Origin of the sequence: Flavobacterium fryxellicola (assembly GCF_900143245.1) — a bacterium.
Lineage (GTDB): Bacteria > Bacteroidota > Bacteroidia > Flavobacteriales > Flavobacteriaceae > Flavobacterium > Flavobacterium fryxellicola.
This window is the reverse complement of sequence record NZ_FRDK01000006.1, coordinates 117,450-138,756: the sequence shown is the minus strand read 5'-3', so window position 1 is coordinate 138,756 and position 21,307 is coordinate 117,450. Positions and strand designations below refer to the sequence as shown.

The window sequence follows — 21,307 nt, the reverse complement described above, 5'->3', positions numbered from 1 at the left end:
GATTTTTACAAATTAATTTATTTCAATTCCCGAAAGAAGACTAAAAAATTAGTCTAAAATAGAAAATTTAAGAATCTGTAGAAATTTGCTTCAATTAGCATTTAAATTTCTTTTAAAGCTTCTATTAATTTTTTGTTTTCTATTTCGGTTCCAACAGTCAAACGCAACGTATTTTCGCAAAGTGGTTGTGTTGTTCTGTTTCGAATTACAATTCCTTTGGCAATTAATTCAGCGTATCTTTTATTAGCATCATCTACTTTTACCAAAATAAAATTGGCTTCAGTTGGATAAATTTTTTCTACATAATTAACATCAAGCAATACTTTAAGTAATTCTTCTCTTTGTGCTATAATAGAAGTGATTTCACTTGTTACTTTAGCAATATCATCCAATCGCTCCAAAGCGCGTCTTTGAGTCAATTCATTTACATTATACGGTGGTTTAATTTTATTTAAAACTGCAATTACAGTTGCAGAACCGTAACAAACTCCCAATCTTATCCCTGCTAAACCATACGCTTTTGACAGCGTTTGAGTGATTACTAAATTAGGATATTCATCTAATTCATTGATCCAACTGTCCTTTTTAGAAAAGTCGATATACGCTTCGTCAATGACCACCAAACCATTGAAATTTTGTAAAAGATAGGCAACTCCTTCATCTGAAAATGAATTTCCGGTTGGGTTATTTGGAGAACACAAAAAGATCATTTTTGTATTTTCATCTATGGCAGCGACGATTTTTTCAATTTCTGGTTGAAAATCTTTTGAAAGTAAAATTTCTCTGTTTTCAACTGCATTGATAGTGGCCAAAACGCCATACATTCCGTACGTTGGTGGTAATGTAATCACATTATCTGTTTTTGGCTCACAGAAAGCTCGGAACAGTAAATCCAGCACTTCATCACTGCCATTTCCAAGCAGAATTTGAGTCGTTTTTACATTTTTTTGTTTTGCCAAAACAGATTTTACACTCATTTGTTGCGGATCAGGGTAGCGATTTACTCCATTCTCAAACGGATTTTCATTGGCATCCAAAAAAATCATATCAGCAGTATCAAAATCCTCAAATTCATCACGAGCAGAGGAATACGGCTTCATTGATTTTACATTCTCTCGAACCAAATTATTGATATCAAAACTATTTCCCATCTTCAAGTGCTTTTAATCGTAATGTAACTGCATTTTTGTGTGCTTGCAACCCTTCGGCATCAGCCATAATTTCGATTGCTTTTCCAATATTTTGTATTCCTTTTTCAGATATTTTTTGGAAAGTCATCGTTTTTGTAAAACTGTCTAAATTGACACCACTGTAATTTTTAGCGTAGCCGTTCGTTGGTAAGGTGTGATTGGTTCCTGATGCATAATCACCCGCGCTTTCAGGAGTGAAATTTCCAATAAAAACAGATCCTGCATTACAAACGCCATTACTGTAATAATCATCAAATTCAGAACAGATTATAAAGTGTTCTGGTCCATACTCATTGATTAAATCCAATGCGATTTTATCGTTTTCAACAAAAATTAATTTGGAATTGGCAATCGCTTTTTCGGCAATGGTTTTTCTAGGTAAAGCCTCGATTTGAATTTGCACTTCCTTTTCTACCGCATCCATTAATTTCTTAGAAGTCGAAACCAAAATAACCTGACTGTCTGCTCCGTGTTCTGCCTGCGACAATAAATCAGAGGCTACAAATGCGGGAACTGCAGTGTCATCAGCCACAATTAATAATTCAGATGGTCCAGCAGGCATGTCAATAGCTACTCCAAATTGTGTGGCTAATTGTTTTGCAACTGTTACAAATTGATTTCCTGGACCAAAGATTTTGTACACTTTTGGAATCGTTTCTGTTCCAAAAGTCATTCCAGCAATGGCTTGAATCCCACCTACTTTTAAAATTTTTGTAACTCCACATAAATTTGCAGCAAACAAGATTGCTGGATTTATGTTTCCGTTTTTATCCGGTGGCGAACACAGTACAATTTGGTTACAACCTGCAATTTCTGCAGGAACTGCGAGCATTAATACGGTTGAAAAAAGTGGCGCTGTTCCTCCTGGAATATACAATCCTACTTTTTGAATCGGTCTTTTCTCTTGCCAACAATTTACTCCTTCGGTTGTTTCTACTTCAACCCGATCTGTTTTTTGAGCCGTGTGAAATTTGGTAATATTTGCTTTTGCCAATACAATCGCTTCTTTTAATTCATCGGAGACAGTAGCAACAGCCGCCTCAATCTCCGCTGTCGAAACTTCAATATTTGCAATGGAAGCGCCATCAAACAGCGACGTATATTTGGATATGGCCTCATCCCCTTTTTTCTGAACTTCCTTAAAGATTTCTTTTACCGTAGCTTCAATATCATCTACAGTTTTGGTTGGCCGTTCTAAAATAGCGGACCACGTTTCTGGTTTTGGATTGTATATTTTATTCATTTTGTTGTGTTTAACCGCAAAGTTCGCAAAGGTTTCGCAAAGTTCGCAAAGAATAGTATTGCTTGTTTTTTATAACTTAAAGCTATCAACTTCGATTTCTAAGTTCCAATTTCGGAGATCGTATATTACAATACCATTTTCTCGATTGGACAAATTAAGATTCCTTCGGCACCAGCTTCTTTTAGTTGATCGATAACATCCCAAAAAGTGTCTTTATCAATCACAGAGTGCACACTACTCCATCCTTTTTGTGCTAATGGTAACACGGTTAAACTTCTTAATACAGGAAGAATTTTACCAACTGCTTCAATCTTGTCATTAGGAACGTTCATCAAAATGTATTTTGATTTCCTTGCTCTTAAAACAGATTCGATTCTGAATTTTAAAGTATCGATTATTTTTTGAGATTCTGGTGTTACTTTTGGTGAAACCGCTAAAACTGCTTCACTTTTAAAAATAACTTCTACTTCTTTAAGATTATTTTTGAATAAAGTACTTCCGCTAGACACAATATCAACTATAGCGTCTGCTAAACCTATGTTTGGCGCTATTTCTACTGAACCTGATATTTGGTGAATATCGACCGTCACTCCTTTGGAATTGAAAAAATCAAGTACTGTTTTAGGGTAAGAAGTGGCAATACGCATTCCGTTTAAATCTTGAACCGATTTGTAATCAAATGCTTTAGGCACAGCAACAGATACTTTACATTTTGAAAAACCTAGTTTTTGTATAACTTCGATATCATTTCCTTTCTCTACTAGCAAATTATCCCCAACTATGGCAATATCTACAACTCCGTCAATTAGATATTGAGGAATATCTGAATTTCTTAAATACAAAACCTCTAATGGGAAATTTGATGCTTCGGCTTTTAACTGGTCTATACCATTGTCGATTGAAATACCTGCATCTTTAAGAATTTGAATGCTGTCTTCGTTTAAACGTCCTGATTTTTGAATTGCAATTTTTAATGTACTCATTTTGTTTTTTTTTGTTTAAAATATTTTGATTGAGTACAAACATTGGGCAATAAAAAACCCGTTTGATGTACTCAAACGGGTTTTTAGAATATGATGATTTACACACATATCATTAACACATCGCTTGAGAGCAATAATGGAAATGATGATGATGCAATTGATTTGTAAACATTTTGTAATCTTTTTTTATACTTGTGCAAATATAGTCTATTAAATATTTACAAAGCAATTTTTATTTTAACTTAAACTTATATTTTTGTTAAATTAATACTAGTCGTTCTCTTTTTCCTTTGCATCAGCAGCGTTTGTATTCCCAATAGGAGAAAAAGTACTATCATTTCTAATTTCAGTATGACGAATTTCTCCTCCTGAAGTTCCTGTTTGCTGCGCAAAATAAACGGCAATCAAAGCAATACCTAAAGCGATGTAGGAAACTAAAGTGGCTTTAGTTTTATTTTTCACATTAGTGTAAATCCCAAAAACAGAAATAAGGGCTAGTGCGTACAAGACCAACGCTAATTTCTCTGCTACTTCTTCATGTTCATGAATTATAGCTTTGCCAATTCCAGGAAAGTCTTCAACTATTTCTTCTGCACCTTCACCAGTTGCAATGCTAAAGAAGCCAAAAATAGCTGCAATTACAAACAAAACATAAGCTGTATTTTTAACAGCATTGTTTTTTAGAAGTAATCCAACTACTAAAATTCCAAGTCCAAAGATGGTTCCGATAATCGGAAAATGGTTTACCACCAAATGTATATGAGCGTCATTCATGTCCTAATTTATTTAAGTTTTAAAAATTCAAAGTGTATTATTATTATTATTATCTAATTTTCTTCATTCGCTAAGCACTACAGACCGCTAATTGCTGGTTTATCCCGCCAATGAAACTCCAATCAGAGAGCCTATACCGTATGTTATTGCTGCTGCTCCCAACCCAAACCCAACTTGTCTGAATCCGGAGAACAAAATGCTTTTTCCAGTCAATAACGTGATAGCTGCTCCAATACCAAATAGTCCAATAACACTGCTACCTACGCTTAGTAATATTGCATTTTTTCCATCTAAAAACATAAAAGGATACAAAGGGATTATGGCTCCAATGGCGAAAAGAATAAAAGAAGCCGTTGCGGCTTCCCAAGCTGATCCACCTAACTCATTTTTATCGATACCTAATTCCTCTGTTATAATAGCATCAATTGCCGTTTGAGGATTTTCAAAAGCTTTATCGGCCAATTTTTGTGCTTCGATAGCATTCATTCCTTTGGCTTGATATAGTAAAACCAATTCTTTTTTTTCTTCTTCTGGTGAAGCTTCTAATTCTTCAGTTTCCAAATCAATTTGGCGTTGGTTTAATTCTCTCGAACTTTGTACCGAAAGCCATTCGCCTAAGGCCATCGAAATAGCTCCAGCTAAAAGTCCGGCACTACCTGTTAACAAAATCGTATTGTTTGAAACCGCTGCCCCAGCTACTCCCATTACTAAACTCATATTGGAAACTAAGCCATCATTAGAGCCTAAAACAGATGCCCGCAATGCATTTCCTCCTACTGATTTATGTCGACTTTCAAATTTAGACAGCAAGCCACCGGAAACATTAAGTGCGGCATTATTATTTACGGCTTCAATGATATTAAGATGATTGTGCTCAAATCCTGTAGGCTTTTCTCCACTTTTAATTTTATTTTTAATTGCATTTGCTGCAAACTGCTTCTCTATATTTGAAAGACTGCTAATGATGGAGGTGTAACCAAATATTTTACCCAGTTTTAATTGAAACTTGGCTCTAGAAGAAGGCGAAGGCATTTTATACTCTGGTTCGAATGTCAACACTTTATCATGCATGTGTTTCGCATGACCTTTTTCAATTTCGCTAAGGCTACGCAACACTCTTGTAAGCGCATCATCAGACTGAATTTCAGCAATACTATCGTATAAAAAGGCGGTATCGACTTCCGTTTGCAATTGATCTTTTAGTTTGTTTAAATCCATTTTTGTCCTTGTTTAATGATTATTTAGATAAATCAAATGCCCCTTTTGTTAAAATTCTCGCTGAGGTTGTAATGTTTGCACTTGGTAGTATTTCAACAAAATTTTCAGACTTTTCGCCTACTGTCACGCCTACTTTCTTAAAAGAGTACCCGTTTTTTTCCTCAGCTACTAAAAGTACGAAATTTTTGTTATTCTCCGTTATCAATGCTTGAGATGGAATGGCCAAACCTTTTTTGGAATTTGTCACAATTTCAGCTTCAACAAACATTCCGGTCAATAATTTTTGCTTAATAGCATCGTCTAAATGCCCGTGAATATTGATTGTTCTATCATTTCCTTCAATTGATTTACCAACCAAATGGACTTCAGCATTAAAGAACTCTGGAGAAGCTTCTGGAACTTTAAAAAGGATCTTTTGTCCAATTTTAACTTTTAAGATATCTTTTTCAAAAACACCTAATTCTAAATGCAAATGATCCGTATCTACAATTTCTAAAATCACATCAGAAGGAGAGACATACATACCCACATTAGCATTCATAATGACAATATCTCCCGTTATTGGAGAAAAAATAGTAATTATCGAAGTTAAAATTCCTTTCTCCACATTTTTCGGATTAATGTTTAAAAGTACTAATTTGGCTCGCAAACTTTGATGCATTGCTTTGGCCCTTCTGAACTCACTCTCTGCTTTTAAGTAGTTTTTTTGGGAAGTTATTTTTTCATCATATAATGTTTTTTGACGGTCATATTCAGACTTTAAAAAAGTAATTTGCTCCGCCACTTCCATATATTCCTTTTGAATATCAAGGAATTCTGTGCTTTGCAACGTTAACAAAGCTTGGCCTTTAGTTACTTTATTTCCAACTAAAAGTGTTGTTGATTTCACATAACCACCCATAAAAGTATTTACTTTAGCCCGGTTTTGTGGCGGAACATCAATTTTTCCAGCTGCTTTTACCGTTACATCAAAATCATGTTCTATTGGACTTGAAATTTCCATCCTTGAAGACTGGAATTGGGCAGCGGTCACCGCAATCAACCCATTGTCTTTTTGTTCTACTACTTCTGTTTTTGCTTCTTTACAAGCGAACAAGACAAGAGACAGAGTGATAATATATAGTGATTTTTTCATTGTTTTAATTTAAAAGTTTAAATATTGCAAATCTAATTGGGTTTGATTGAATTGAAGAACAGTTTCTAAATGGTCCACTTGAATGGTAGTAGCATTTTCTAAACTTTGAATGTATTGAAAGAAATCAATCTCGCCATGTTTGTAGCTGTTATTTCCAACTTTAATGATCTCGTCTGATAATTTCTTTCCATACAGATTGTAATAATTTATTGCTTCTTGATGCTTGGCTAACTCGTTCTTTTTTTGACTTAGGTACCGCTCTATTTTCAACTCTTCATTTTGCTTTTGTTGCTCCCAACTTTGTAATTCTAGTTGTGCAACTTTTATTTTAGAAACTGTTCCAGAGAATAATATGGGTACTGCTAAACCAACTTGGAATCCATATAAAGATTGTGATAATCCATTATTTTTTCCTTGAAAATAATCAAAATTAATATCGGGTAGCCAATGCTGCTTTTGAAGCTTAATTTGACTTTGATAATTTTGTGTAATACTCTCTAAATATGTGGTATAAAATGACTTACTTGACTGGTTAGTCAAAGTGTGTAATGGAATAATAATATTGCTTCTAATAACTATTTCCTCATCAGTTTGAAGCAAGGATTGCAACAGTTCATACTGCGCTTTTTTATCTTTATCTATTTGTGAAAGTTTAGTTTTTATTTGGCGAAATTTAGCTTGAGCCGTAATTTTCTCCAGATAATTAGTTTCTCCTAACTCAAAACGTCTGTCGCTCGCTTTAGAAAAATTTTGATACAAACTATCTAAATACTGATACAGTTTTTCCTGCTGCTGCAAATAAACGATATGCTGATACGATTTAGAAACGGATAAAGAAAGCTTGTTTTTCTGAATATCAAAATTAGCTTTTTCCCTCTCGTATTCGGAGGAATATACCTTTTTCTGCGCCCCATATACTGTAGGAAAAGCAAACCGTTGTTGCACTCCAAAAACGCGCAATGGAGCATTATTCAATGCTAAATTATTTTGATCATAACTATAATAAATATTAGTTTTGTCAAAAGTATTTGCCGTTTTAATATTGGCTTTTGTTTTATCCACTTGCAATTGAGCCGCCTTTATTCCTCTGTTATTTTGAATTGCTTTGGACAGGAGACCTTCTAATTCTGGATTAGAATTTTGTGAAAAAACCAAAGAAGAACTCAATAAAAATAAAATTATATAGGTTGCGCTACTATGTTTCTTAAACTTCGCTTTTTTAAGGGCGATACTATCAAAAACTTTATACAATATTGGCAAAACGATCATGGTTAAAATCGTTGCGGTAAACAATCCACCAATAACGACTGTTGCTAATGGCCGTTGCACTTCTGCTCCTGCAGATGATGAAATTGCCATTGGTAAAAATCCTAGTGCTGCTGCTGCTGCCGTTAATAAAACTGGACGCAACCTATCTGTAGTTCCTTTTAAAATTAATGCATCGATATCTTTCATGCCTTGGTGTTTTAATTCTTTAAAATGTTCAATCAGCACAATTCCGTTTAGCACTGCAATTCCAAAAAGGGCTATGAATCCTACACCTGCCGAAATACTGAATGGCAAATCTCGCATCCATAAAAATAGAACCCCACCCACTGCCGACAAAGGAATCGCGGAATACACCATTAAGGCTTCCTTTACAGATCCAAATGCGAAATACAAAAGGATAAAAATCAAAAATAAAGCGATGGGAACTGCAACCATCAAACGGGCTTTGGCACTTTGTAAATTTTCAAATTGCCCACCATATTTCACATAATATCCCGCTGGCAGCTTTACTTGGGTTGCTACAATTTTTTGAATATCAGTCACCACGCTTTGCAGATCTCGGTTTCTAACATTAATTCCCACTACAACTCTTCTGTTGGTGTTGTCTCTTGAAATTTTTGCAGGACCTTCTGTATATTCGATTGACGCTAATTCGCTCAACGGAATTTGTTGTCCGTTCGGTGTTGGAACATATAAATTACGTAAATCTTCAATATCGTGCCGATTTGCTTGATCTAAGCGTATTACCATATCAAAACGTTTTTCTCCTTCAAATACATTTCCTACTGTTTTTCCGGCAAAGCCAAGAGCAATCATTTCATTTAAATCAGAAATATTTAAACCGTAACGAGCAATTTTAGAACGATCGTACACCACTGACATTTGCGGTAAACCTTCTGTTTTTTCTATAATTATATCTGATGCACCTTCGACTTTTGCAATTGCATTTTTTATTTCATGCGCTTTTTGTGCTAAAATATTTAAGTCTTCGCCAAAGACTTTAACCGCTACATCCGAGCGTGTTCCGGAAATTAATTCGTTAAATCGCATTTCAATAGGCTGTGTAAATTCGATTTCCATATTTGGAATTTCTTTTTCAATAGCTGCTTTAATTTTGTCGGCCAATTCATCTTTTGTGGAAGCCGAAGTCCATTCTGATTTTGGTTTTAATTTGACGATAACATCACTTTCCTCCATAGACATTGGATCTGTTGGTACTTCAGCTGCGCCAATTCTACTGACAACTTGTGTGACTTCGGGAAACTTTTTGAGAATTATTTTTTCTATTTTTGTAGTTGTAGCAATCGTTTTTGTCAACGAAGTTCCAGTTTTCAAAACGGGCTGAATTACAAAATCACCTTCATCTAATGTTGGAATAAATTCTCCTCCCATCGTTGCAAATAATCCAACAGCCAACAATAATAATCCTAAAGCTCCATACAATACTTTTTTAGTATTGCTTATTGCCCAAGTAATAATGGGTAAATACCAAGAGTTAAGTTTACGGATTAATTTGCTCGATAACGAATTTGGATTTTCTACTTTTGGTTTCAAAAATAAAGAAGAAACAACCGGAATATAAGTAAAACAAAAGATCATTGCACCCAATAAAGCAAAACTAAAAGTCATTGCCATAGGTTTGAACATTTTACCTTCGATTCCCGAAAGCGATAGAATAGGTATGAAAACGATAAGAATAATCAACTGACCGAAAATAGCCGAATTCATCATTTTAGAAGCACTTTTATACGTAATTTGATCTATTTCTAATTGACGTTCTTCTTTGGGTAGATTTACTAAGTGTGCTGACTTGCTGGCTATTTGAAAAGCAATAAACTCAACGATAATTACAGCTCCATCGATAATAATTCCAAAGTCAATGGCCCCTAAACTCATTAAATTCGCATCGATACCAAAAATATTCATAAACGAAATTGCGAATAATAAACACAATGGGATTACTGAAGCTACTACTAGTCCAGAACGCCAATTACCCAGTAACAAAATAACAACGAAAATTACGATTAAGCATCCTAAAATTAGGTTTTCGGCAACAGTGAATGTTGTTTTTCCAACCAATTCGCTACGTTCTAAAAAACCATTAATGTAAACACCTTCAGGCAGTGTTTTCTGAATTTCAGCAACTCTATTTTTTACATCATCTATTACTTGCTTGGAGTTTCCTCCTTTAAGCATCATCACTTGTCCCAAAACCTTCTCTCCTTCTCCATTTCCAGTGATAGCTCCAAAACGGTTGGCATGACCAAAACGAACGTCGGCCACATTTTTTATATACACCGGTAATCCACTGGTATTACTTACTACAATATTACCAATATCTTCGAGAGCATTTACTTTACCTTCTCCTCTTATGAAATAACTTTGATTTACTTTTTCGATGTAGGCGCCTCCAGCAATACTATTGTTTTTTTCAAGTGCCGAAAAAACAGCAGCCGTAGTAATGTTCATCGCTTTTAATCGCGCCGGACTGATTGCAATTTCATATTGCTTCAAATAACCGCCCCATGTATTAATTTCGACAACCCCTTTAATACCGGATAATTGGCGTTTTATTACCCAATCCTGAATTGTTCGCAAATCAGTTACCGTGTAATTACCTCTGAATTCTGGTTTAACTTCTAACGTATACTGGTAGATTTCCCCAAGTCCTGTTGTGATAGGACCCATTTCTGGTGTGCCAAAACCTTGTGGAATTTTTTCAGACGCGGCTTTAATTTTTTCAGCGATGAGCTGTCTGGGCAGATACGTCCCCAGGTTATCTTCAAAAACTATGGTCACAACAGACAAGCCGAATTTAGAGATCGATCGGATTTCCTTTACACCAGGCAGATTTGCCATTTCTATTTCTACGGGATACGTAATAAACTGTTCAATGTCCTGAGTAGAAAGATTGCGTGAAGTAGTAATTACCTGAACCTGATTATTAGTTACATCGGGCACGGCGCCAATGGAAATTTGGAATACGGAGTACAAACCAAATCCAAAAACTCCAAGGGTGAAAAGCAAAACAATTAGTTTATTCTTTAGACTGAAAGCAATAATTTTTTCGAGCATTTTTTATCTTATTTATACTTCAAAAGTAAGGCCTAAAGATAAGGATTTCCTTAAGAACTACTTAAGGTCTGCTTCAAATAAACTTAAAATTACGGTCGTACCTTTATTCTCTTGACTAGTAATTGCCACTGTGATGTTGAGTAATGAACATAATCTTCTAACAATGGATAACCCTAAACCGGTTCCTTTAATTTCAGGGTGATCACTTGATTTTGAACGGTAAAATTGATTGAAAATTCTTTCTAAATCCTCTGAAGGTATTCCAATGCCCGAGTCAATGATGTGGCATTCAATCTTAGCACCATTGTTTACTATTTTAATGGTTAGACTGTCATCTGAATTAGAATATTTCAGCGCATTTGAAATCAGGTTGTTAATTATAATTGAAAATAAATAACTGTCTGTTTCTATAAAATAATCTTGGGAAAATTCAGCTGAAACAGTAATTTTTTTGGATTGGATGGTGGAAGAAGATCGAGCAATAGTGTCTAAAAAGATAGCATTCAAGTATACTTTTTCAATTTTTAAGGTTTGCTTTTGGTTTTCAAATCGCGCCAATAGGAGAAGCTGATCTACTAAATGATTCAACCGATTTACTTCTTTTACACAAAAATTAATCTTTTCTTCGTATTCAGCAGCATCTCTTGGCTTTCGTATTAAAACCTCCAAAGTGCCTTTTATTACGGTTAAAGGAGTTCTTAGTTCATGAGATGCATCTGAAGTAAATTGTTTTTCTCTCTCAACGGCGGTTTCAATTCGGTCTAATAAATTATTGATTGTTTGTGACAAAACAAAAAGTTCATCTCTATTTTGAGGCATCGGAATTCGAGAAGTCAGATTGTCCTTGGTAATAATATTGGAAGTATTAATAATAGCACTAATGGGTTTGATACTTCTTCCTGCAATAAAACGAGCAATGAAGAACAGCAAAATCAAAATTAATGGATACGCAATCATCAGTACTTCAGATAAATTATTAAGAACTAGCGAGGCATCTTCTAGTGACATTGCTACTAGTATATAACCAATTACCTTGGTCTTTTGATAAATGGGAACCTGAATTTGACGAATAGTGTTCGTTTCTAATTTTGTGTCAAAAACCTCATTATCAACTTTTTCAGCAAAATAGGTCAGAGTTTGTTTTTTGAGATTGGGAGATTTTTCAATCACAACTCCTTTCTTATCAATAAATTGAATAAATACTGGATTTACATCAAGTGTATTGTGCTCCCGTTCCTTCCACTCTTCTTCATGAATCAAATGAAAACTACTATCTACAACTTCAATTTCAGTAAGATGTTTCTCCACTTCAAAACTAATATCAGTATTTACATGGCTGTAAACACTAAATTTAACAATAGAATAGATAATAAAAAAAACTACAAAAATTAATAATGCAGTAGTTATAATATAATGTGAAGCAATTCGATTTTTAAAGGAAAGTTGTGGCATTTTTTTAGTCATTAGCAATATAACCTATACCGCGAACGGTTTTTATATAATCTTCTTCTATTTTTAAGTTTAATTTCTTGCGTATGGCATTTATAAAAACATCGATAACGCCAGTGTCATATTCAAAATGAATGTGCCAAACATCTTCAATAATTTGAGTTCTGGTACATACTTTTCCTTTGTTTTTTACTAAATAACCTAGTAGTTCAAATTCACGTTGTGTTAGTGCTACTTCGTTTTTATTGACTAAAACCTGATGTTTGACGGTATCTATTTCAATCGTACCAAGAGTAAGCATTTCATTTTCCTTTTGGCTTCTAAAATGAATTTTAATCCGTTCCACTAATTCATCAAAACTAAACGGTTTCTTTATATAATCGTTAGCGCCTGCTTTGAGTCCTTCAATGGTTTCTTGAATCGTATCTTTAGCAGTCAAAAATATAATTGGAGTACTGCTGTTTTTCAATCGAATGGCTTTACACAATTCTAAACCAGTCATTTTTGGAAGCATCCAATCCAGCAAAATAAGATCAAAATTCTCTTTTTGAGTTAACTGAAAACCCATTAAGCCATCAGAGGCACTGGTAATCGTATAACCTTCTTCTTCTAATCCTTGCTGGATGAACTGAACAATACCCGCTTCATCCTCTACAATTAATATGTGCATTTTATACTTTTTTTGTAAATTTAAGCTTTATTGCATTACAAACTTGAAACCAATTGTAGCAATATTAGCTTTAAGATTATCACTTCGTTCATAGTGATTGAATCTGAAATCAATGTTTTTTAAACCAAATTTCCATACTTTCGAGGCCGTAAAAATATCCGTATAGTTGATACCAAAACCGTATTGATTAGCATCAAATGTGGCTAAATCCGCATCTGAAGTATAAAATTTTTCTGTGGATAAATGTGTTTCGTACGGTGCGTAATATTTAGAAGCTATTTGTGTATAGTACCGATACATTGGAAAAACAGTAAACTTGTCTGATAATTTCACAGGAAGTTCAACAGTAGCGGTATGAGACTGAATGTTCCAGTTATCTGAGTAAAAACGATAATACGTTCTCAATAGGAAGTGTTCATTAATGTAATAATTTAAACGGGCTCCAATAGGAAGTTTGAAACGAGAATCTGGTAATCTTTCAATATCGTCTGCTAATTTGTAGACTCCAGCATTGCTTGTACTCTCATAATTATTAATGTATTGCGCTTGTCCAATGTAAAAATTAGCTTTGTCAGCAAAATAGATTCGGTGATATGGGGAAGACAATAATCCTTGTTGCTGCAATACATCAAAAAATACGGACACTTGTAATTTATTAGATAAGACCTGAGAAAAACCTATGGATGCTGAGAAAGAGTTTCTATTCACTGCATTTATCGTTTGAAATGCTGATGGCAAATAATTGGCGGTAGATTGTCCATTTTGATCCAAAACCGTTACTCCATTAAAATAGCCTTGGTTTAAAAAGTTAGAACCATAGTTAGAATATTCGTGCAATTCCGTTGGATAAATTGGTCTCCATTGATCCAAATATGCATTTACTTTCAAGCTTAATTCTGTATTTTTTTCATTAAAAAGACCGGCAATTCCGCCTCCAAACCCAACAGAAGTGTAATCATATTCATTTGAAAAAGAAACATCTGTATTCCATATAAAATTTCTGGAGTCACTACTATGGCTGTAATTAGCAACCACCGACACCAATTGATCACTTCTAGACGCACCAGATGAAGCTTGCCATGGCGTTCCAGAAGGACCTAAAGCCATTACTTTTCCACCCGCTACTCTATCATCATCGTCGCCACCTCCTCCAGCAGAAGCGCCAGTGGAATTAAATGGATTTATATTACTTGAAGAAGCTGATGAATAGGCTGATATTCCCAAATCAATAGTCAAAACATCATCATCATTCAATGGCATTGCCACCACAATATTTGAGGCTACATCTGTAAGTTTTTCAGATCCTATACCGCCTGAGACAGCTGATCTTGAACCATTTTGATCGTAGTAACTGGCTAAAAAGTCAACTTCCGTACTTTCTAGCACTCTTTTTTTAAATACCGGATCTTTATCTTGTGCAAAAGCAGCAGTAGTCAGTAAGATAAAAAAAGATAAAATTTTTATTTTCATTTTTTCAAGGATTCAAATTTACCATCTAAATACATGCTTTTAATTAGTTGCACCCACAACCACCGCCAGATTTTCCTCCATTGGCTCCTGCAGCAGCTTCCCGATACACTTGAAAAGAAGTCTCATATCGTTCCGCGGTTCTCGCTGATAATTTCATATCAGGATCGTTAATTTTTTCTTTCTCGTATTCTTTTACGGAACTGCAGGACTGTAAAATCAATGCTGTAAAAAACAAAAAGGCTATTTTATTTATCATCTTCACTTTTTTATTTAGTTATATTTTGAACATCAATACCATTGGAGGAATGAATCTTGCCTTTATCATCTACAATAATACATTCAACACCTTTAATTTGATTTACTAAATCCAACCCGACATCCACCCCCAGCACAAAAATTCCAGTTGCTAAAGCATCTGCGATCTCAGTTTTTTTAGCAAAAACGGATACACTTACTACTACTGTAGCTGGATAACCTGTTCTGGGATCGATAATATGAGAATAGCGAATGCCATTAAAAATAACGTACTTCTCATAACTACCTGATGTTTCCACGGCACTATCTTCGATGGGAAAAGTTGCAAATATTTTATTTTTGTTCAAAGGATTTACTATTCCAATATTCCAAGATTTGCCATCTGGTTGTTTTCCCCAGGCATTAATATCTCCTGAAACATTTACAATTCCAGCTGTACAGCCTTTTGAGAATAACAAATCCTTTATTTTGTCAGCAATAAATCCCTGTCCTATTCCGCCTAAGCCTAGCTTCATTCCCGCTGATTTTAGAAAAATAGTCTGTTCTTTTTTATTTAAAATAATATTTTTGTATCCAATTTTTGCAACTGATTTTTTTATGGCTTCCTCCGTCGGCATAGTTTTCATGCTACCGTCAAATTTCCATATTTTATCCATGGAAGCGTACGAAATATCAAATGCACCCTTTGTAATTTGAGAAATTTTGATGGAACGTTCTACTAAATCAAAAACTTCTGCATCTACTTTTACAGGTTTTATTCCTGCATTTCTATTTACGTCAGAAATTTGTGTAGTGGGAATCCAATCAGAAATTAAATTCTCGATACGTTTTACTTCGGCTACAGCCAAATCAATATATTCATTAGCTTTTATAGTGTCGGTAGCAACAGCGGTTACCTCAAAAGGACTTCCTAACATTGACAACTTTCGCTTGTGCGCAATTTGTGCATTAGCTACTATTAATGCTAACAAAAAACCTATACAGACTGTTTTTCTCATTTGATTTCAAAAGAATGAATGAGTTGAATGTATTGCTCTGGACCTGTGTTCTTATATCCTGTTATCCCTAATACCCTGCCCGTTTTATCTAAAAGAAGTACCAGTGGGAAATTTCCAGATTTATTATATTCCGAAGCCATTTTTTTATTGCTACTTGTTACTTCAGCACCTAACAAATTTGCTTTTTTCTTTGGAAAATCAGCTTTGTACAAGACCCATTTTTCATCGGCTTCCTTTTTAAATTCTTTAGATTGCCAAATTGTTTTATCTAATTTAATACAAGGTGCACACCAATCAGATCCGGAAAACACAAGTATAATATTTTTATTTTCTGCAATAGCTTGCGATTTTGCTTCTTCAAAACTAGATTTCCAGTTTTGGGAATAGCCCATTGTCCCTATGAAAAGAAACAAAATCAATATTTTTTTTTTCATTGTAATTGCATTTTAAATTCCTAGTAAAATTATTGGTTTTATTTTGTTTTGGAACCCGCTAAATTCTATCTTAAGTCAATATTAATTTAGGTAGAAAATTAAGTTTATAAATTAATTATATTTTTACATAAAAATATAAATACATGAATTTATCAAAAAAAGTCTCTCCATTCTATTACTTACTCCTTTTTTACATTACCGTTAGTTTTTGTTTAAGAATAATTCTATTTTTTCATCCTATAACTCAAGCAACCTTTACTTGGATGGATACATTGTCCTTATTTGTCTTTGGTTTTTTATCTGATTTTTTTGTTTTCGTGCTAGTTAGTGGCTTCTTATGGCTCTACCTTATTTTTATATCTAATTCCAAATATTTTAAACCTTATGGCTACTTAATCCTTGGATTATTAGTTGCACTAATGCTTTATATTTCCTTTGGAAACACGGTGCTCAATGAATATGGAAGTGCTTTGCCAAAAATCGTAATTGCCTTTCTTTCGATAAAAACAATTTTATTTGCATCACTTCTTTTTTTACCTAAATATCGGAGCCAAATTCGGTACTGGCTATTTTCCTTTGTGATCTTTTTATATGTGGTTTTAATTTTACAAAATGGCATCAGTGAATACTTTTTCTGGAATGAATTTGGAGTGAAGTACAATTTTATAGCTGTAAATTATCTCATTTACACGAATGAAGTGATTGGAAATATTATGGAATCATATCCAGTTATCCCCATATTTTCAGCACTATTCATCATTGCTGGTCTAGTAACCTATATTATTGTAAAAAAATCGAAAGTTTATATCGAAAGCATTCCTGCTTTCGTTGAAAAAATGAAAATTTCAGGAATTTATTTCCTCCTTTTTGGATTGTCTCTTTTTGCCATTCCAGCTTTATCGGTTAAGGAAAATTCACAAAATATTTTTGCAAATGAATTGCAAGCGAACGGAATTTATAAGTTCTATTTGGCATTTATGAATAGTGAGCTAGACTATTTTAAATTTTATAAAACCGTTCCTAGTGCTGATGCCTATGCACAATTAAAGCAACAGATTCCACAAATCTCTGGAGAAACAACCTTGAGACAAATTCAAAGTGAAGCTGCCGAAAATCATAAGAATGTGGTTTTGATAACAATCGAAAGTTACAGTGCAGAGTTTATGAAAATGTATGGAAACGAGAATAATATCACTCCTTTTCTAGATAGTTTAGCAGCAAAAAGTTTGGTTTTTACTAATCTTTATGCGGTAGGAAACAGAACAGTGCGCGGTCTTGAGGCGGTTACACTATGTTTTCCTCCCACAGCGGGCGAAAGTGTTGTAAAAAGGAAAGACAATAAAAATAAATTCTCGACCGGAGCTATATTTAAAGAAAGAGGGTATGCCGTAAAATTCATGTATGGAGGCGATGCTTTTTTTGATAATATGGAAAATTTTTTCGCGGGAAATCAATACGATATCGTAGATAAAAAGACGTTTGCACCAAACGAGATTACTTTCGATAATATTTGGGGAGTTTGCGATGAAGATATGTACAATAAAGCTATTGGGATTATGAATAAAGAGGCTTCAACTAACAAGCCATTTTTTAATCATATTATGACGGTGAGTAACCATAGGCCCTTTACTTACCCCAATGGAAAAATTGATATTCCCGGCGATGCAAAATCGCGAGATGGTGGTGTAAAATATACTGATTTTGCCATCAAAAAATTCTTTGAAATGGCTAAAAAACAGCCTTGGTTCAAGAACACTGTATTTGTCATTTTAGCGGATCACTGTGCTTCAAGTGCTGGCAAAACAGAACTTCCTGCAGATAAATACAGAATTCCTGCTATGATTTTTAGTCCTGGATTTGTAGCACCTCAAAATTACACTAATTTGATGTCACAAATTGACGTTATGCCAACCGTTTTAGGGCTATTAAACTTTAAATACCAAAGTAAATTTTATGGTCAAGATGTGTTAAAACCAGATTATAAACCTAGAGCCTTGATTGCAACGTACCAGGATTTAGGATTGATAAAAGACAATATTTTGACGGTTATTTCACCTAAAAAAAGCGTCAAACAGTTTCAGCTAGCGTTGAAACCAAACCAGACAGTACCGCTGGATTTCCAAATATTCTACGAACAAACGCCATTAAAAAAAGAAAGAACAGATTTAGTTAACGAAACCGTTTCATACTATCAAACTGCCTCCGATATGTTGAAAAACAAAAAGTATCAAAAAATTAATTAGCATAAAAAAACGGGTGAGATTTAAGTCTCACCCGTTTTTTAATTAGAAAAGGAGCATTTATTCTTTTTCATTTATTAATCCAAAAAGACTTCCTTTTTCAAAGGTTTTCAAATCTTTTTTTAGATTTTTACTGTTGCGTTTTGTAAGTTCACTAGCATCGAGATTGCTTAAGTCTGGTTTTCCAGCATTGACCCAAGCGGTGTACCAAAAACTTGCCGTTGCCGTAATCGCTTTCTTCATTTGTTGTTCCACCATCCCATTTAAATCCGTATGTAATTTACCCGCATACTCATCAGAATATAACATGCCACCATATTTATTTTTAACGATAGTTCCAGTAGCGTCGGTCACATAGATTTTGTTTTCGGGTGTTGCGGTTCTTAGTTTTTTGTCGGCAGCTAGCAGTGGTTCGACTAAACGATGTGTATCAAAAATAATATTCCAAGTTGCTTTATCGACATTCTCTAAATAGTGTCCTTGTGCTACATTCAATTTATAGTTCTTTACAAACAATTCAGGCAAACGACTTTCCCACAAAGAATGAATTCCTTTTTGGTTGGTATTTTGTCCATCATGATTGTCTGAAGTATGCAATGGCATGTGTGCATCTGCAATATAATGACCTAAATCACCCGCAATGAATAGGATTTCATTTTTTCTTTTTTCTTTAAAAGCTTTAGTTAATTTGGCCATCATATCTTGGATGTGCCAAGGCAAGATTCCGTTTTTAGTCAAAAACTTTTCATCATATTTAGCCTTTGCTTCTTCCATATTTTTTGGAAAAGTTTCCACAGCACCAAAATTCTCCATGTCAAAATAATGACGTGGCGGCTCCATTTTGTCATTTAAGACGTTCCTTCTTAAATCTGGAACAGTAGATGCTTGTGTAATGAAATCAATGTGATTGTAAAAAAAAGTTTGCAATGGTTTTGGCAATGCCATTACTGCTGCTCTGTTAATTCTTTCATGACCTATAACTCCCCATGACAATAGAAGAAAAGCAACGCCAAGAGCAGATAAAGCAATAAACGTAGGTCTAATTTTAAAATTTTTCATTAAATTTATTTTTTTGAAAGACAAATGTATTTCTTTAATTCGTTATTAGAAAAAAAAGGATTTAAGATTGTGTTAATTAAAAAAGAAAAGTACAATTATGTTTCGACATCAAGGAAAAAATAGAACTTTTGTTCACAATCTTCGTTTGGCTACTTTATTGTCTTTTGTAGCTGGAATTGTAAATATTACGGGAGTTTTATCCATTCAAACTTTAACTACTAACGTTACGGGGCATTTCGCCTATTTTGCCGAAGAGATAATGAAACGCGATTACGTAGCCGCTATTACCTTTTTTGTATTCACTATTTTCTTTTTATTTGGCGCCTTTACCTCTAATTTTTTAGCAGAATTGATTTCAAAAAAACATCCTAATCTATCTCATGTACTGCCCATTTCTCTAGAAATGATTGTTTTGATTGCTGTTGGTGTTTTTGGAACACAAGCAGCCTTATCTAGTATGGAAGGAAAATGGATTGCTTTTTCGATGCTTTTCGCCATGGGAATACAAAACTCTTTAGTGACAAAAATTTCACAATCTATAGTTCGAACTACCCACCTAACCGGGCTTTTTACAGACCTTGGAATTGAACTGTCTCAATTGTTTTTTTATAAAAAGCCAGACGAAAAGAAAAAATTAAAAATAAGTATCTATCTTCGGCTATCCATCATCATTTTCTTTTTTATTGGCTGTTTTTCAGGTGGTTTTCTCTATAATACACTGAAAATGAAAACACTTTTTATTGCTGCTACTTTTTTATTAATTGCTCTTATGTATGATTATATCCGACTGCAATTTCATGTGATCAAAAGAAAAACATTTCATCATAAAACTATTTTAGATAAATAATTGCAACTAATGTAGCGATGGCAATGCATATCCATAGCAAAACCCCTTGTGCTAACGGTTTTAGTCCTACCGCTTTTAAGATAGTTCCATTTAACCCGGCTCCAATTAGAAATAAAGTTATGGTCAAACCAATTTTAGCAATTGAAACAAAATAGGGCGTAATAAGATTCATTTGTGGCAAGTAAGTAGTAGAAAGCATAGCCAAAATAAACAATCCTATAAAGTAAGGAATTTTAATTTTCTTTGTATTATTTTTAAAAATAAAGGAAGTGATCAACGCTACGGGAACAATCCATAGCGCCCGTGCTAATTTTACTGTTGTGGCTATTTGCAAGGCTTCTGCACCATATTTACTCGCTGCTCCTACCACAGAACTGGTGTCATGTATGGCAATTGCACACCACAAGCCGAACTCTTGCTGAGATAAACCCAACCACTGCCCTACTGCTGGAAAAACAAAAAGTGCTACTGAATTCAGAATAAATATGACTCCCAAAGCGACAGACGTTTCTTTTTCATTGGATTTGATTACGGGAGCGATTGCTGCAATTGCACTACCTCCACAAATTGCAGTTCCACAAGAAATTAAATGGGATGTTTTTTTATCAATTTTAAATAATTTTCCTAAAAAGGTTCCTAAAACCAAAGTGGTGAAAATAGAAATCACGGTAAACAAAAAACCTTCTTTTCCTGCCGAAACAGCACTGTGAATATTCATACCAAATCCCAAACCCACTACTGAAAATTGCAACAAATAATTAGTCGCTTTATGATTTAAATTTAAAAATGGATGTCCAAAAAGATTGGCGAGTAGTAATCCTAATACTAAGGCTATAGGCGGAGAGACAAAAATTGTTGTACAAAATAATAGCAACACAAAAAAAATGAGTTGCTGCAATTTGGCATTAACTTTAAAAAAAATAAAAGGTTGTTTTTGAATTTCTTTATGATGCGTTTCCATTGTAAAGTAATTGAATTATTACGGTACAAAGGTGCTT

At 34.1% G+C, this 21,307-nt stretch carries 17 protein-coding genes; 2 read left to right on the top strand and 15 right to left on the bottom strand.

What is annotated here, in order from left to right:
* Positions 1-101: 101 nt before the first annotated feature.
* From hisC to BUA03_RS10495, 13 genes are all read right to left on the bottom strand, one after another.
* Positions 102-1,151, bottom strand: a complete 1,050-nt coding sequence (gene hisC / locus BUA03_RS10555; protein ID WP_066077509.1) for a histidinol-phosphate transaminase — start codon at positions 1,149-1,151, stop codon at positions 102-104.
* Positions 1,141-2,433 (bottom strand): histidinol dehydrogenase, encoded by a 1,293-nt coding sequence (gene hisD / locus BUA03_RS10550; RefSeq protein WP_066077507.1) that lies wholly within the window; start codon positions 2,431-2,433, stop codon positions 1,141-1,143. The genes hisC and hisD overlap by 11 nt, the downstream gene beginning before the upstream one ends.
* A gap of 125 nt (positions 2,434-2,558) precedes the next feature.
* Positions 2,559-3,416, bottom strand: coding sequence for an ATP phosphoribosyltransferase (hisG, locus tag BUA03_RS10545; RefSeq protein WP_066077506.1), 858 nt, complete (start codon positions 3,414-3,416; stop codon positions 2,559-2,561).
* 270 nt (positions 3,417-3,686) lie between these two features.
* The gene (locus BUA03_RS10540; protein ID WP_066077505.1) at positions 3,687-4,190 is read right to left on the bottom strand and encodes a DUF2231 domain-containing protein; all 504 of its coding nucleotides are present in this window, start codon (positions 4,188-4,190) and stop codon (positions 3,687-3,689) included.
* 99 nt (positions 4,191-4,289) lie between these two features.
* Complete coding sequence (locus BUA03_RS10535; RefSeq protein WP_066077503.1) at positions 4,290-5,408, bottom strand: VIT1/CCC1 transporter family protein; 1,119 nt, start codon at positions 5,406-5,408, stop codon at positions 4,290-4,292.
* Positions 5,409-5,427: 19 nt separating this feature from the next.
* Positions 5,428-6,543, bottom strand: coding sequence for an efflux RND transporter periplasmic adaptor subunit (locus tag BUA03_RS10530; protein WP_066077501.1), 1,116 nt, complete (start codon positions 6,541-6,543; stop codon positions 5,428-5,430).
* Between the two features lie 9 nt (positions 6,544-6,552).
* A complete protein-coding gene (locus BUA03_RS10525) occupies positions 6,553-10,887 on the bottom strand; it encodes a CusA/CzcA family heavy metal efflux RND transporter (RefSeq protein WP_066077499.1) in 4,335 nt (1,444 codons plus the stop codon).
* A gap of 57 nt (positions 10,888-10,944) precedes the next feature.
* Complete coding sequence (locus tag BUA03_RS10520; protein WP_066077661.1) at positions 10,945-12,339, bottom strand: sensor histidine kinase; 1,395 nt, start codon at positions 12,337-12,339, stop codon at positions 10,945-10,947.
* Between the two features lie 4 nt (positions 12,340-12,343).
* Positions 12,344-13,006, bottom strand: coding sequence for a response regulator transcription factor (locus BUA03_RS10515; RefSeq protein ID WP_066077496.1), 663 nt, complete (start codon positions 13,004-13,006; stop codon positions 12,344-12,346).
* A gap of 27 nt (positions 13,007-13,033) precedes the next feature.
* A complete protein-coding gene (locus BUA03_RS10510) occupies positions 13,034-14,476 on the bottom strand; it encodes a DUF3570 domain-containing protein (protein WP_066077494.1) in 1,443 nt (480 codons plus the stop codon).
* A 43-nt stretch (positions 14,477-14,519) separates the two neighbouring features.
* Positions 14,520-14,732, bottom strand: a complete 213-nt coding sequence (locus tag BUA03_RS10505) for a DUF4266 domain-containing protein (protein WP_066077493.1) — start codon at positions 14,730-14,732, stop codon at positions 14,520-14,522.
* Positions 14,733-14,742: 10 nt separating this feature from the next.
* Positions 14,743-15,729 (bottom strand): FAD:protein FMN transferase, encoded by a 987-nt coding sequence (locus BUA03_RS10500; protein WP_066077491.1) that lies wholly within the window; start codon positions 15,727-15,729, stop codon positions 14,743-14,745.
* Complete coding sequence (locus tag BUA03_RS10495) at positions 15,726-16,163, bottom strand: thioredoxin family protein (RefSeq protein WP_066077489.1); 438 nt, start codon at positions 16,161-16,163, stop codon at positions 15,726-15,728. Before BUA03_RS10495 ends, BUA03_RS10500 begins: the two co-directional genes overlap by 4 nt.
* 143 nt (positions 16,164-16,306) lie before the next feature.
* Between BUA03_RS10495 and BUA03_RS10490 the strand changes: the two genes are divergently transcribed.
* Entirely contained in the window at positions 16,307-18,406 is a 2,100-nt protein-coding gene (locus BUA03_RS10490; RefSeq protein WP_066077487.1) for an LTA synthase family protein, read from the top strand.
* Positions 18,407-18,463: 57 nt separating this feature from the next.
* Here the strand turns inward: BUA03_RS10490 and BUA03_RS10485 are convergent, their stop codons facing one another.
* Complete coding sequence (locus tag BUA03_RS10485; RefSeq protein ID WP_066077484.1) at positions 18,464-19,462, bottom strand: zinc dependent phospholipase C family protein; 999 nt, start codon at positions 19,460-19,462, stop codon at positions 18,464-18,466.
* Between the two features lie 97 nt (positions 19,463-19,559).
* Between BUA03_RS10485 and BUA03_RS10480 the strand changes: the two genes are divergently transcribed.
* Positions 19,560-20,309, top strand: coding sequence for a YoaK family protein (locus BUA03_RS10480; protein ID WP_066077482.1), 750 nt, complete (start codon positions 19,560-19,562; stop codon positions 20,307-20,309).
* Here BUA03_RS10480 and BUA03_RS10475 read toward each other — a convergent pair.
* Positions 20,293-21,270, bottom strand: coding sequence for a YeiH family protein (locus BUA03_RS10475; RefSeq protein WP_066077480.1), 978 nt, complete (start codon positions 21,268-21,270; stop codon positions 20,293-20,295). The two genes, BUA03_RS10480 and BUA03_RS10475, sit on opposite strands and share 17 nt — an antisense overlap.
* Positions 21,271-21,307: the final 37 nt, after the last annotated feature.